The sequence below is a fragment of the Gilliamella sp. B14384G12 genome (assembly GCF_016101825.1).
GTDB lineage: Bacteria > Pseudomonadota > Gammaproteobacteria > Enterobacterales > Orbaceae > Gilliamella > Gilliamella apicola_N.
The window spans coordinates 77,208-91,918 of record NZ_JACFPU010000002.1; the positions used below are offsets into that span (position 1 = coordinate 77,208).

General features: G+C 32.9%; 10 protein-coding genes. 3 read left to right on the forward strand and 7 right to left on the reverse strand.

Features of this window, described 5'->3' with window-relative positions:
* Positions 1-777: 777 nt before the first annotated feature.
* Complete coding sequence (locus H3S73_RS02960) at positions 778-1,122, reverse strand: antiterminator Q family protein (protein ID WP_086327768.1); 345 nt, start codon at positions 1,120-1,122, stop codon at positions 778-780.
* 316 nt (positions 1,123-1,438) lie between these two features.
* Here H3S73_RS02960 and H3S73_RS02965 point away from each other — a divergent pair, with 316 nt between their 5' ends.
* Positions 1,439-2,134: a helix-turn-helix transcriptional regulator gene (locus H3S73_RS02965; protein ID WP_198235542.1), complete on the forward strand. Its 696-nt coding sequence runs from the start codon at positions 1,439-1,441 to the stop codon at positions 2,132-2,134.
* Between the two features lie 553 nt (positions 2,135-2,687).
* Here H3S73_RS02965 and H3S73_RS02970 read toward each other — a convergent pair.
* From H3S73_RS02970 to sohB, 6 genes are all read right to left on the reverse strand, one after another.
* On the reverse strand, positions 2,688-3,902 hold the full coding sequence (locus H3S73_RS02970; RefSeq protein ID WP_198235543.1) for an MFS transporter: 1,215 nt from the start codon (positions 3,900-3,902) through the stop codon (positions 2,688-2,690).
* A gap of 186 nt (positions 3,903-4,088) precedes the next feature.
* On the reverse strand, positions 4,089-6,107 hold the full coding sequence (locus H3S73_RS02975) for a TonB-dependent receptor (protein ID WP_198235544.1): 2,019 nt from the start codon (positions 6,105-6,107) through the stop codon (positions 4,089-4,091).
* A gap of 210 nt (positions 6,108-6,317) precedes the next feature.
* Positions 6,318-7,919 (reverse strand): bifunctional aspartate transaminase/aspartate 4-decarboxylase, encoded by a 1,602-nt coding sequence (locus tag H3S73_RS02980; protein ID WP_086301680.1) that lies wholly within the window; start codon positions 7,917-7,919, stop codon positions 6,318-6,320.
* A gap of 28 nt (positions 7,920-7,947) precedes the next feature.
* Positions 7,948-9,648, reverse strand: coding sequence for an aspartate-alanine antiporter (gene aspT, locus H3S73_RS02985; RefSeq protein ID WP_198226576.1), 1,701 nt, complete (start codon positions 9,646-9,648; stop codon positions 7,948-7,950).
* Between the two features lie 434 nt (positions 9,649-10,082).
* Positions 10,083-11,099 (reverse strand): hypothetical protein, encoded by a 1,017-nt coding sequence (locus H3S73_RS02990; RefSeq protein WP_198235545.1) that lies wholly within the window; start codon positions 11,097-11,099, stop codon positions 10,083-10,085.
* A gap of 228 nt (positions 11,100-11,327) precedes the next feature.
* Entirely contained in the window at positions 11,328-12,431 is a 1,104-nt protein-coding gene (gene sohB, locus H3S73_RS02995; protein ID WP_198235546.1) for a protease SohB, read from the reverse strand.
* Between the two features lie 153 nt (positions 12,432-12,584).
* Here sohB and H3S73_RS03000 point away from each other — a divergent pair, with 153 nt between their 5' ends.
* Both H3S73_RS03000 and H3S73_RS03005 read left to right on the forward strand, forming a co-directional pair.
* Positions 12,585-14,285, forward strand: coding sequence for a formate--tetrahydrofolate ligase (locus H3S73_RS03000; RefSeq protein WP_198235547.1), 1,701 nt, complete (start codon positions 12,585-12,587; stop codon positions 14,283-14,285).
* Entirely contained in the window at positions 14,285-14,704 is a 420-nt protein-coding gene (locus H3S73_RS03005; RefSeq protein ID WP_025314827.1) for an RnfABCDGE type electron transport complex subunit B, read from the forward strand. The genes H3S73_RS03000 and H3S73_RS03005 overlap by 1 nt, the downstream gene beginning before the upstream one ends.
* Positions 14,705-14,711: the final 7 nt, after the last annotated feature.

Here is a 14,711-nt window from a genome sequence, read left to right on the forward strand (position 1 = left end):
TATTTTATTAGTAAATTAGTTTAATATTAATCAGCCATGTTATTTTTCAAAAATAGAAAAGTTTATTAATAAACATAAATCTTGTATTACCATTCTTGGTTTTAATTTTTGCAACTTATAAGATTTAAAATTTTAAAAGTTTATATTCGTCAATGAGTATTAATATTTATAAACGATTGTTATGAAAAATCACAATAAAATTGAAATGGGTTAATTATAATAAAAGAATCGATAACTTTTGAGTATTGTTTTAGACATATTAATCAATACTAACTTTATGGTTTCTAGAACTAATTTAATAAAAATAATTTTTTTAGAAATAAAAAAGCCCAACTAGTTTTAGTTGGGCTTTGTTTGCATGCATATTAAATTGCATTATGGGGTAATTATATATGCTAATTTGCGCAATGTCAATAGGTTAATATGATTTATCTTTAGAAAGCCAAATATAATCGTCAATTAAACTAACAAGACTAATAAAAGATTCAAATGTTGTTATGAAAAAATTTGTTTATGGTTTTTATTTATTCATCAAATAAAATATTTTTCAAATAATAAATAATTAAAATACCCCACCATTCAAAGTTAATAAACTTTAGTTTAAAAATAATATTATTGATTATTTCATTCTTTTTTGTCAGATATTAGCGATAATTAAAATTTGTCTAGAAACAACAAAGCCTAGCGATTTTTAGCTAGGCTTTATTTAAATATAAAATTGTATTATAGAGTTATTGTATATTACTAATTTGCGCGGTGCTCTGCATTTGATCTAACTTATTTGAAAAATGGGTAAATGTAACCACCAATAAAACTTTCTGCTTGATTGAGTATATTAATAATATCATGAGGGCGTTTACCTATAACTTTAGCTTGTGCATTACATGAGACATTTTTTAAATAGTAAGTCATTAAAACAGTCCATTGAACAAGATTGTATTCTTTTAAATTTAAAATAGCTTTATCCACTATTTCTGCTTCTTCCTCTGTCAGATATTGGCGATAATCAAAACTTCTAGCAGCACCAGTAACAACAGCTGATTGTGAAGGATACTCAGTTCCGATACGTTTAAGTACACGAGTATTTTTCCATGCTGTTAAAATCTCTTTAGTCTCTTTCATTGTTACCTCTTATAATTAATGCTTTTATTTTATTATCTATAGGTTTTATAGTTATTTTTCTTATAAGAATTTAATTTGCTTTATATCCCAAAAAACCATTTAGACATTCGTTTAAATTGCTCACTAAATTTCACGGCTATTTTTTGGTTATTGTTGAAAAAGAAATTATAAGTTATCTTCTAATCGGCAACTTATTTTTGATAACTTATGTTTTCAAATTATAACCAATATTATCGAGCAAATCAATAACTATTGTTATTTGATGCGCGATAACTTAAATTATATACTTACAACACTAAAACCATGAGATAACGATATGAATACCTTTACTGATAGAATTAATTGGGCTTTAGAAGCATCAGGCATGTCTCAGCATCAACTTGCTGAAATGGTAAAAATTAGTCAACCAGCCATTCAAAAACTCATTTCTGGTAAATCCAGCACATCCCGTAAAATTATTGAGATTGCTTCTGCTTTGAACGTTGATCTCCTTTGGTTAACGAAAGGAATTGGAAAACCTGATATAGGTAAAAACTTGTCTAATGCAAAAATAGTGGGAACGATGGATGAATGGGATAGTAAAACACCACTTAATGATGACGAAATTGAAGTACCATTTTATAAAGATGTCAGATTATCTGCTGGAGATGGTTTTGCTGATGATATTGAAGATTACAATGGTTATCAATTACGCATGTCGCGTTCAACCATGCGTAGATATGGTATTGATAAAAACTGCACGGTCTGTTTAACTGTTTATGGAGATAGTATGGAGCCAGTTTTCCAAGATGGAGCAACGGTTGCTATTGACCAAGCTGATACCAATATTCGTGATGGTAAAATTTACGCTATTAATCACGCTGGTTTACTAAGAATTAAAATACTTGAAAGATTGCCCAATAACCTAATCAAAATCAGAAGTTACAATCCTGATTATGAAGATGAAGTTATCTCACTAGATGAAATTAATATCTTAGGACGTGTGTGGTGGCAATCATCAATACTCATTTAATTGGTCTATTCATCATACAGATCTATATGTTAATTTATATTCATTAAGCTTGTTATGGTTCTATCTCTAAAACGCATGGCATTAATGTCTGATGATACTTATTAAGCCCTTAGATGGGCTTTTTTTATACTACATTTTCGCTTAACTCGGTTACAAATGATAACTTTTTTCATGACTTAAATTTTCAATCAATAACTTATATTATTGACAATAATGATAACTTATATTATCATTATTATATCAAAACCAATCGAGTTAACAGAGTCATTAAACAATACTACGAGTTATTTAGTGGGTTAATAAGATTCAAGTAGCTAGCAGGGGCTTATGAACATACTGCGGTTTTGATGAACGTCTTAGGCATGACGTTAAACGGTCTAATTGGCTGTTTTGATTCGGTAACAATTAAAACAGCCAGTTTAACTTCCAATGAGCAAATAAAACGCAACTGTTTTAGGGATATAAGTTGTTACAAAGACAGGGAATGGTACATCATCTGCCCCGCTAGTCGGGGCTTTTTTGAAAAATGATGATTAAACAATTCATTATTATTTTAATTTTTTATCACTTTACTTGCATAAACCCCATTGAAAAATGCAAGTGCTATTGAACCAATGACAACAGGAAAATAACCAAAATTTTGTGCAAGATAATAACTTAATGATATTACCGCAAATCCACAAAAGTAACTTGGTGCCAATTGGGCATTCCAAGCAGTGGAACGAGCCTGTGAGCTATCCGAATTGTCCATGATAATGGCAGTAATCGCTATCGACATTAAAGGTAAACTAAAGAAATAAAGAAAACAGGCTAAATAGACACTAAATACATTCACATATCCTAACGAAATCGGTATAAATGATAGTAAACAAAAAGCATGACAAAGCAACGAATAGACTAGACTCTGTTTTCTTGTTAAACGTTTTAGGATTTTTGAAATTAACACAACTGCCACTAAGCTCACAATTGAGCCAAATACTTTTAATAAAATAGCAATATCTGGCAACGACCAACCATCATCAACAAGTATTGGCGATAATAGATTATAAGCGGGGAGGAAACTAAACGGCATAAGTATTAAGATAATTAACCAATTTATTTTACCTTTCCAAATGGTAATCAGATTTTTCCAATATTGAGGATCATTACTTTCGGCAATAGGCTGATTTTGGCTGTAACGGTACTCTTCAAAAAAGAAAAGTTGAATTAATGTAAAACCCACTAAAACAGTAATCAATAATAAGCACCACATCCAACCAATATAAGCATAAAGTAGCAATATCACACCGCCACCTAAAATATTACCGATCATTGAACCACTCGTCTTGATACTTGAAATAAGATAACGCTGCTCGGCTAAAAAAATATTACAGGCCAATCCGGATATGGCTAATTCTTGAGTAGCTGTCATTATCGAAAAAATAAAGACAATGGGTAGAATGATGTAAAATTGTTTAATAGGATCTAGGAAAGCGATATTCATCAGACAAATTAACATAAAGATTAAAGAGATGATTAACCAATTACGATAATGAGATAATCGTCTTTTTAAATATTTATCAACAATAGGTGCCCATAAAATTTTCAACCCTATTGGTAACATCATTAAAGGAATCAGACTTAATTGGTTTAACTCCATGCCATCTTTCCTTAAGATTAATGCTAAGGCGATGGTCAAAAAACCAGTACCCACATATTCTGTAATATAAAGGCTTACAAATAATAACCAAACATTTTTGGGCAATTTAATTGTTGCTTTGTCATTCATTTATTCATTTTTCCTTTTGAAGTACTAACTTTGTGTTCCTAACATATTTATTAATATAATTATTTAATAGTAAAAAAATATTTTAATAACCCATTACCACCCATGATTTGGTAAATTTAAAACAATCTGTTTTGTTAAACTAAAACAAACTTAAATCTTTCTTAAATATAATATTTAACTAATTTATCAATAGTTTATTTGCGCAGAAATACCTACTTGTCGTGGTTGCTGATAAGTACTATAACGAGAAGATGAGGACATAAGACTTATTTTGTCATGAGAATTGAAAACATTATCAGCATAAAGCATAATTCGACCTTGTTTGAAGTTATAAGCTAAATAAGCATTTGCTTGATAATAACTATCAATTTTAGATGTCTTATTATTTGATGCATCAGTAAAGTAACTATCTACAAACGATGCATTTAATCCGGTTTCCAATCCATATGGTAGGTTATAATAACCGCCTAAGTTAAATGTATAACCAGGAGCACGTGTTAACTTATTACCGTTATAACTTTTACTATCACTGTATTTTTTTATTTTGGTTTTAAGTAAGCCCAAACTGGTGGTTAAATTTAAATTTTGTGTTGCTTGCCACTCAATATTAAATTCTGCACCATAAGTTATAGCTTTATCGGCATTAGCAATAGTGATACCGAGTGGATGAGAATACTCAATTTGCATATCTTTATAGTCGTTATAGAAAATATTAGTATTAATTTTTAAACGTTTATCGTCTGAAAGCCAGCGGTGATAAAGTTCATAGTTCCAAAGATATTCAGTACCATAACTGTATGTGGAAAAAGGATATGTAAATGTAATTCCAGCCCCTCCTGGATTATAACCACGAGCAATTTTAGCGCCAATACGCTGGTCATCACTGATTAGATAAGCAATATCAAATTTCGGTAAGAAAACATTTGTTTTATTATCATAATTTAAAAGAAATAAGCTACCACCTTTGCGGGTATGTTTTTCTTGCTCATAACGAGCGGATAGATTAACTTCGATAACTTCAATTGGTCTAAAGGTAAACTCCCCTAAAACCGCTTTAGTTTTAGTAACATCATGATAACGATTGCGGACTCCTAATAAAATACTGTCATCTTGTGGTGACTGAAAATAAAATAGACCCAATAAACCTTTGTATGTACCATTGTTGTATCTTAAAATTGGCTGAACTTGCCATTTATGCCCCTCAACTCTTGATGGTGCTCCAGAGGGCAGAGAAAAACGGTCATGAATATAATTTGAATAAACAACTTTATTTTCAAATTCCCATGTATCATTGAATTGATAACCTGCATCCCAAATTGTGCTTGAAGTCCGAATTTTGAATACAGAGCGATAGGTATCATAATCTGTTGTTGGTTTAAACTCACCCTGAGGATTTCGTGAATCTACATGTTTAAAGGTTAAACGGCTATAAAAATCTGGCATAGCTGAAGGTAACCAAAGTAATTTAGCCTTAGTTGTGGTGGCTTTAAATTTCCTTGAATCACCTGCTGGATGATAATTTGCTAAATGTTCATAAGATTTACGACCTTGATCATCAACCGTAAAACGAAAGAGTAATTGCTCATCAACTAATGGACCAGACAACATGGCAGCAAATTGACGTTTATTTTGATTACCATAATCCGTTTTTGCTGCCGCTTCAAATATATTGATGGGATCATTACTTTGCATAACAATAGCACCAGCAATAGAATTACGTCCTTGAGCATAACTTTGTGGCCCACGATAAACTTCGACTTGCTCGATATCCCATAGCGATTTAGTTGCGAACGCTAATTCATTATAATTAGAATTATCACCATCAACTTGTACATTAACTCTAGGGCGAGCACCCGCTAAAAAAGATATTGCACCATGAGCTGATGAGCCCTCAACACCTCGAATTGTGGGTAATTGATTGCCTAATCCGGTTTCTAATATATTGGAAGTTTGTTTAAGTACAGTTGTTAGAGAGTAAAGATCGGGACGTCTTTCGATATCCTTATTGGTTATAACACTTAAACTTGAACTCGTTTGTAATTCACTACGTTGCACCCCTTCACCAATAACAGTGATTGTGTCCAATTTATCTTTTTCACTATCTTCCTTGATATCTTTGATATTACTTTCAGCAAGAACAATAGAACTATAACAGCTCATAAGGCACAAACTAAATAGACTAAATTTTGCAGTTATTTTTTTCATCCGAACACGCTATAGTTGATAATGATTTTCATTTACAATCTTATAGACTAAAAAATAAGCTGTCAAATAACTAATTAGAATTAAAAAACAATATTAAATTAATTTGTTTTTAGTCAATTTAAATAAATAAGATTTATATTAACTAATCAATTGGAATAAAAAAACCCTAGATAAACTAGGGTTTTATAAGTAATCAGATTAAATGATTAACTATTTTTTCTTTGCTTTACTTTTGTACTCATCATAATACTCTTGTGCAAGTTTACGCATTGACAAACCAATCGCTGCATATTGATATTCATTTAAATTCGCTAAAGAAGCACGAGCAGAAGGATGTTGCACAGCAAAACCTTTACCTGGTAATAAAACGACTCCAGCTTCATCAGCTATTCTAAATAACATTTCAGACGGATTTTTATTTTTTAAGATCCATTTAGCAAATTTATCGTCATATAATTCACGACAAATATGTTCAAGATCAATTAAAGTATAATAATCAACACTATTTTTATCCACAGTGTGTTTAAGGCCTAAATGTTGATAAAGAGACGCAGCACGACGACGGATCAATGATTTTAATGCAGCTTTGTAACTTTGATCGGTATCAATCATTTCGCATAATGCAAATAAAACCATCTGCACTTGTTGTGGTGTTGAAAGTCCAGCTGTGTGATTTAACGCAACAGCTCGGCTATCTGCAACTAAACGATCAATAAATTTAAGATTTTCGGGTTCAGTTACAATTGAGCTATAACGTTTATTTAAGACTTGCTTGGTTTTGCTAGGCAATGCTTTAATTTTTCTATCTAAAACATTATCTTTTGTTGTTGCAATAACACCCAAACGCCATCCTGTAGCCCCAAAATATTTAGAAAATGAATAGACTAAAATGGTATTTTTAGGACAAATCGCAAATAAAGATTGGAAATCATCAGCAAAGGTACCATAAACGTCATCGGTTAATATAATAAGATCTGGACGTTTTTTAACAATATCAGCAATGATTTTTAATCCTTTATCATCTATTTTTACGGATGGTGGATTGGAAGGGTTGACCAAAAAGAATGCTTTTATAGAGGGATCTTCAAGTTTACGCAATTCTGACTCTGGATACTGCCAATTAGCATCAGGATCAGAGTTGATCAACACCTCAACCAATTGATAATCGTTTAGTTCTGGGATTTCAAGATAAGGTGTAAAGATCGGAGCACCAATGGCAATTTTATCCCCTTTTTGGATTAAATTATTTTCTTTCATAGAATTAAAGATATATGCCATAGCGGCGGTACCGCCCTCAACAGCAAACAAGTCAAGATCATCTCGATCAAGGTATTGGGCGCCCATCTGCTGTAGAACATAAGATTTTACCACTTCTTCGCTAAAACGGAGCATCCTATCAGGAACAGGATAGTTACAACCTAAAATGCCTTCAACCATCTCTTGTAAAAAAGCATTTTCATCAAGCCCAAGTTGATCACGAATATAAGAAAACGCTTTACCTAAAAACGAAACGCCTTCTTTATTATAATTTTGGCGAATAAAATGTTCAAAGCGCCCTGTTAATCCTGCTTTAATTGGAAATCCGCCAACCCCCTCATTTAGATAAGAATAAGACATTTCAGATTCTTGCGTTGCAAAGATCCCTAATTGGAAAAATGCTTGTCTTGGCCAAATGGCTAAAAAGTTAGGGTTACCTCGACCTGCATTTAACATGGCTCGATCAGCATGGCTTTGGGCCAGTTTAATTAAGTTATCTTTTAACTCAAAAGGACTTAAATTAGCGTACTTAGCATATTGTGTTTGGTTCTTCATATTCTGTATCCTTAAAGTAAGATTGTAATTAAACAAAGGCCACAACCAATGGTCCTAATAAAGTCAGGAAGACATTAGCCAAAGCATAAGTGATAGCAAAAGAGTTTGTTGGTGTAGAGTTACCCGCTTTGTTAAGAACTTCACCAAAAGCAGGATTAGCGCTACGAGCTCCAGCTAGAGCACCAGCAAATACAGCAGCATTTTTGTAACCAAGAATATATTTACCAAAGTAAATTGCGAGTAACATTGGTAATACTGTGACCACAACACCAATTAAGAATAATGACAATCCTTGTTCGCGAATAGTATTGATAGCTTGCAGGCCTGAACTTAACCCTACTACCGCAACAAAGCCAGCTAAACCAAAATCTTTTAACAATTGCACCGCACCGGTTGGAATATTACCAATAGTTTGATGAAGTGAACGGAACCAACCGAATAATAAACCTGAAAGCAATGCCCCACCACCAGCACCTAAGGTAATTGGAATATCACTAACACGGATAACAATTAAACCAATTATCAGACCAACCACCAAACCTAAACCATGAAATATCCAGTCTGTTTTTTCGCTTTTTGTGATTGGTGCACCGATTTTATCAATCACACGACGAAGATCACTATCGGTACCATAAATGGTGATTACATCACCTAGTTTGAAATGGAAATCGTTATTAAGAGGCAGTGTTTGTCCATCACGATGGATAGCGACAAGATAGATGCCATGTTTTAATTGCATTACTTCGTCAGATGATAACACTTGTGATAAACTTTGACCGACATAACGAGAATTACGCATTTCAACATCTTGTGTATTCATTACAACATCCATACCTGAAGCAGAATCCACTTCCGAACCAAGAAGATCATTGGCCTGTATCATGGCATCACGGTGACCGACCACCAAAATGATATCCTTCGCTTTTATTAAGGTATCAGGTGATGCTTCTAAAATTTTATTGCTACGTTTGATACGTTCAATACTAATACCATTAACTGTTTTTTCAATATCAGACACGCTTTGATTAATCTTATTAGTGACACGATATAACCGACCACTGATATCGGATAAAGCAAAATTTTGATTAGCACCTAATAATAGCGAACCATGAAGCTGTTCAGCTTGAGCTTTAATAGCATCATCGCCAATATCTCGCCCCATTATTTTTGGTAAAATATTAACACAGATGATGATCGCACCGAGTGAACCAAAAATATAAGTTACCGCATAACCAATGGTAACATTACCTTGTAATCGGCTAAGTTCTTCAGGACTAACACCTAATTGAGTTAATGCATCAGACGCTGTACCCATAATGGCCGATTGTGTTAAACCACCTGCCGCTAAACCTGCTGCAAGCCCTTTATCTAAATGAAATACTTTGGCAAGCACAACTACAGTAATTAGACCTGCAACCGCAATAAAAAGTGCTAAAAAAATTTCACGAAGTGTTTTAACACCTAATGAACGGAAAAATTGTGGACCACTTTCAAATCCAACCGCATAAATAAACAGAGCAAAAAGAACGGCTTTAACGCCAGCATCAACGGTAACGCCAAAAACACTTAAAGCAACAGCAACTAATAACGATCCTGCTACGCCACCTAGTTGAAATTTACCAATCCGAATACCACCGATTAAATACCCTAAACTTAATGATAAAAACAAAAGTATTTCTGGTGAGTGTTTGAGTCCATCTAAAATCCAGTTAAAAAGCCATTGAAACATAATAATTGTCCTCAAGCGCTATGATTAATGATTTATAGAAAAGATAAATAAAGGAATGGAACGATATTCATGGGAATGTATGAATATGTACATATATTAAACTTCAATGCAAAGAATAGAAAGTCAATTTTAACGATTAATATTATTGCTAGAAAATAACAAAATCCTTAGAAAAAATGAGATGAATAAATACGAAGAGATATTGAAATTAAAAATAGTCAATATTCATTGATATACATATTCGATTACCAAAATTTTAAAGAAAAGGATGACTAATTTATAGGGCGGTAAATAGAACAAAATATTTTATTTAATAATAAAGATTTTATTTGTTTAATAATTATTCAGGTTTGAATTTGAGCATTATAAACAATAAAAAACCCGCAGAAGCGGGTTATTTTTAAATGATTGAATAAACAATTATTGCATAAATGTTATTCTAGACCCGATTTAAAATACTTAGCTAATAGAGCATTTAATGTTGATATTTTCTTGATTTTAGCAATAGTTTTTGAATCTATTTTTTGTTCCACATTTTTTCGTGAACCGTAAAATCTTACTTTCACATCATTTTTATCATTAAGTGAATTGATATAAGATACGAATTGATTATTTAAAATAAATTTAGTCCACTCAGATACAGTGGTACCACTTTTACTCTTGAAAGTTAAGTCACTGGATGGTTCATATATATTATCGTTTTGTAATATTTTAAAATTATCAATAAATAATCGTTCCTTACTGCTAAATACGGCAGTAACGGTTGTCGTATATAATTTTTCTTTAAAAATAAAAGTTTCTATACTCAAAGGTTCACTTTCTAACTCGACCTTGATCATATTATTTTGAGAATTATAGGTAAAATTGATATTATCAGTATTAATAATATCAATGAATTGATGTAAATCATTTGGATTAGTTATTTTTTCTGATAGGGATAACAGTCCATTAAGGTTAGCATTGTGTAGTCTTAGACCATTTGAAAATGTAATGATATAAATATCCTTCGATTTTGGGTCTGTTTCTACCTTAGCCACATATAAATCGTCTATATTGGGAAATTTAATTTCTTTCAACTTCTCAATCTCATCTAATCGTTTTTGATAATTTTTTACACTCACTATCTGATCATAAGAATTGAGGTCATTAAGATAAAGAACTTCTCCATTTTTCAAAACTATTTTATAGTAAATTTTATTTCCAACTTTCACCTCTTTATCCAAATAACCTTCCATTCCGTTATATTTTTTGTAAGAAGGATAAAATAGTGAACGTGAATTGGGTTCAGAATATAACCCACTGTATTTTTTTAGGTTAATAGCATCAGCGGAATATTGATCAAAAACAAAAATATCTTTATCTACTGGATTATATTTTTCTTTTTTGATTGCGGATGAAGAAAATGAAACAACACTTAATATAAGAAACAAACAACAAAAAACCTTTTTCATACCATTATTATCCTTAACCTTTTTATTTTTTGGTAATAGTATGTTATTTAAGCTTTTTTGGCAATAAAAAATCCCATTCCTATTCAGAATTTTGAGTTGATAGATAATAAAGATAGTAGTTGGTAATAATTTTTATTAGTGAAATTTAAGTAGACGGTTATATGGGCTGGAATATTTACTTATATTCAATGAATAAACATCTCAATTTTATAATAAAGAAAAGGGCTACTAAAGCCCGTTTCCTTGTCTAAACAATAATCTTTCAACACTTTTAACCACATTTTTGGAAATTCTCTCAGACAGCTTTTGTTTACGTTGAAAGCTAACTGAAATAATTTTATGTGTATCAAGATGCGATAGAATAAAATCATCACTGGTACTGATTTCGTCTACTAAGCCTTTATTTTTTGCTTGGGCTGCAAACCAGTGTTCGCCTGTTGCTACTAGCTCAATATCAACATTAGGACGGTACTCTTTAACAAAATCTTTGAATAATAGATGAGTCTCTTCTAATTCTTGCTTAAATTTCTGGCGTCCTTCATCAGTGTTTTCACCAAACATCGTCAGTGTACGTTTGTATTCACCAGCTGTTTGTAGTTCAATATCGACATCATGTTTTTTAAGTAAGCGGTTAAAGTTTGGAATTTGAGCAACCACACCAATTGAGCCCACAATAGCAAACGGCGCAGCAACAATTTTATTGGCGGTACACGCCATCATATAACCGCCACTTGCTGCCACTTTATCAACAACAGCAGTAAAAGGAATATTGCGCGTTCTAAAACGTAATAATTGTGAAGCAGCTAATCCATAACCGTGAACAACACCACCAGGACTTTCTAATTTAATGACGACTTGATCTTCTGGTTTGATAATAGCAAGAACAGCTGTGATCTCTTGACGTAACTCTTCAACCTCATGTGCATCCATACTACCGTTAAATGATAAAACAAACAGCTTAGGTTTAGCACCATTAGCTGTTGCAACTTTTATTTGTAGGTTAGGGTTATCAGTAATGTTGGTTTCAGTAACTTGGTTATTATTTTTATTCTGTTTTTGTTTAATGGCTAATTTTGCCTGCTTTTTCTCAAGTTTTTTCTGTTTTTTGAGATCTTTCGTGTACTGCTTAGCTTCAAACTCATCCATGCTCGACATCAATATATCATCTTTAATTTGCTCATATTCCTGACTAATGTCTTTAACAGATAAACGCCCCGCAACAATTGATAATTTGCGACGTTGACTTAATATAAAAATAAGAATGGACAAAATAGCAATTACCACTGTTGCTGTTTCTGCCAAGAAGAGAGCATACTGTGAAAACCAATTCATTTAACAATTTTCCTTTGATTGAATGTATTGCATTATTATAACAATATAATTAAGAATTGTGCCGAAAATCGACAAAGATAAAATTGTCGCTTTATTCGGCAATTTAAATTATTTATACTGATACTTCAAAATTATAATTAAATGAGAATAACTATGTCCTTACGTCCAATTACTGAAATCGCAGAGCAATATAATATTCCTGAACAATACGTTTTACCTTATGGTAAACATGTCGCAAAAATCGATTTATCTATTCTTAAATCAAATCAAAACAAACCAAAAGGTAAATTGATATTAGTTACCGCCATTACCCCAACCCCTCTTGGTGAAGGTAAAACCGTTAATACAATTGGACTGAGTGAAGGATTAAATTACATTGGTAAAACAGCCATCGCCTGTATTCGTCAACCAAGTTTAGGTCCAGTGTTTGGTGTAAAAGGCGGTGCTGCCGGGGGTGGTCAGGCCGAAGTTTTACCTATGGAAACGTTAAATTTACATTTAACAGGTGATATTCACGCTATCACAGCGGCTCATGATTTAGCATCAGCTGCATTAGATGCACGCCTTTATCATGAAGAACGTTTGGGTGATGAGTTTACGGCACAAACGGGTTTACAGCGTTTAAATATTGATGTCAATCGTATCGTTTGGAAACGTGTTATTGATCACAATGATCGTGCACTACGTCATATCAATGTTGGCGTTGGTGGTGGTGTAAATGGTATTGAACGCCGTGACGGTTTTGAAATCACTGCTGCATCAGAACTGATGGCAATTTTAGCATTAGCGTCTGATTTACATGACATGCGTGCGCGTATTGGTCGAATTATTTTAGCCTATAATACTCAAGGTGAACCCATTACCGCAGAACAACTTGAAGTTGCGGGTGCAATGACGGTACTATTAAAAAATTCCATCAATCCGAATTTAATGCAAACAGTCGAACATACCCCTGTATTAATTCATGCTGGACCTTTTGCTAATATTGCCCATGGTAACTCTTCTGTGATTGCTGATCGCATTGCTTTACAACTTGCTGATTATGTGATTACTGAAGCTGGATTTGGATCGGATATGGGCATGGAAAAATTCTTCAATATCAAATATCGTCAAGCAGGTATCAAAGCATCTTGTGTGGTGTTAGTTGCAACCGTACGCAGCCTTAAATCAAACAGTGGTAAATATAACATTAAACCAGGACAAGCCATTCCAAAAGAGATATCAGAATCGAATGTTGAACTACTCGAAATTGGTGCCGCTAACTTAGCATGGCATATTAACAATGCGAAAAGTTATGGTTTACAGGTGATTGTTGCTATCAACCGTTTTCCTCATGATAGTGATGAAGAACTTGCTTTCTTACAAAAATATGCCATTGAACATGGTGCGTTTGCTTGTGAAGTTAGTGAAGTATTTACCCAAGGAGGTAAAGGTGCTGAAAAACTGGCACAACATGTTATTAAAGCATGTGATATGCCAAGTGAAATTAAGCTACCTTATCCAGATAACATGCCTTTAATCGACAAAATTCAAACAATGGTAAAAAAATATGGTGCCAACAAAGCGAATCTTTCTGAAAAGGCGCTCGAAAATATCAAAGAGATTGAAGCATTAAAACTGGATCATCTACCTCTTTGTATTGCCAAAACCCCTATGTCAATCAGTGCTGATGCGAATTTAAAAAATGTACCAACTGATTTTGATGTTGATATCAGTCATTTAGCCATTTCTGCTGGTGCTGGATTTATTCGCGTTTATGCTGGTAATGTTATGACGATGCCAGGACTTGGTACTAATCCAGCTTATCGACAAATTGATATTGACAAGGATGGTAATATTGTAGGTTTAAGTTAATGCAAGAAGTTATTATGCAAACCAAACAACAATATAAAGCTTTTATTGATGAAGAAAATTGTATTGGCTGTGGCAAATGTATTCGCGTTTGCCCGACCGATGCCATTGTCGGCAGTAAACAAGTATTACACACCATATTACCGCAGTTATGTACTTCGTGCAGTAATTGCATCAATACTTGCCCAACAGACTGTATTACATTAAGTACCTTAGGTACAGCGCTAAGTGAAAATGAAGAATTACAACTCACTGAGAAAAAACAGCAACGATTAAATTACAATCAACTTGTGCCGCCAACCATACTATTTCCGCGCACAATGGCTGTTAATCACAGTAACCAAACGAGTCAACAAGATCGTAAACAATCTATTGCTGATGCGATTGCCAGAGTTAAAGCCAAAAAAAACCTCGCTAAATAGCGAGGTT

What these genes read in the sequence shown, in the direction of transcription:
- sohB (WP_198235546.1), bottom strand. Translation starts at nt 12,431, where the DNA reads ATGAATTGGTTTTCACAGTATGCTCTCTTCTTGGCAGAAACAGCAACA.
- H3S73_RS02980 (WP_086301680.1), bottom strand. Translation starts at nt 7,919, where the DNA reads ATGAAGAACCAAACACAATATGCTAAGTACGCTAATTTAAGTCCTTTT.
- H3S73_RS02960 (WP_086327768.1), bottom strand. Translation starts at nt 1,122, where the DNA reads ATGAAAGAGACTAAAGAGATTTTAACAGCATGGAAAAATACTCGTGTA.
- H3S73_RS02965 (WP_198235542.1), top strand. Translation starts at nt 1,439, where the DNA reads ATGAATACCTTTACTGATAGAATTAATTGGGCTTTAGAAGCATCAGGC.
- aspT (WP_198226576.1), bottom strand. Translation starts at nt 9,648, where the DNA reads ATGTTTCAATGGCTTTTTAACTGGATTTTAGATGGACTCAAACACTCA.
- H3S73_RS02975 (WP_198235544.1), bottom strand. Translation starts at nt 6,107, where the DNA reads ATGAAAAAAATAACTGCAAAATTTAGTCTATTTAGTTTGTGCCTTATG.
- H3S73_RS03005 (WP_025314827.1), top strand. Translation starts at nt 14,285, where the DNA reads ATGCAAGAAGTTATTATGCAAACCAAACAACAATATAAAGCTTTTATT.
- H3S73_RS02970 (WP_198235543.1), bottom strand. Translation starts at nt 3,902, where the DNA reads ATGAATGACAAAGCAACAATTAAATTGCCCAAAAATGTTTGGTTATTA.
- H3S73_RS02990 (WP_198235545.1), bottom strand. Translation starts at nt 11,099, where the DNA reads ATGAAAAAGGTTTTTTGTTGTTTGTTTCTTATATTAAGTGTTGTTTCA.
- H3S73_RS03000 (WP_198235547.1), top strand. Translation starts at nt 12,585, where the DNA reads ATGTCCTTACGTCCAATTACTGAAATCGCAGAGCAATATAATATTCCT.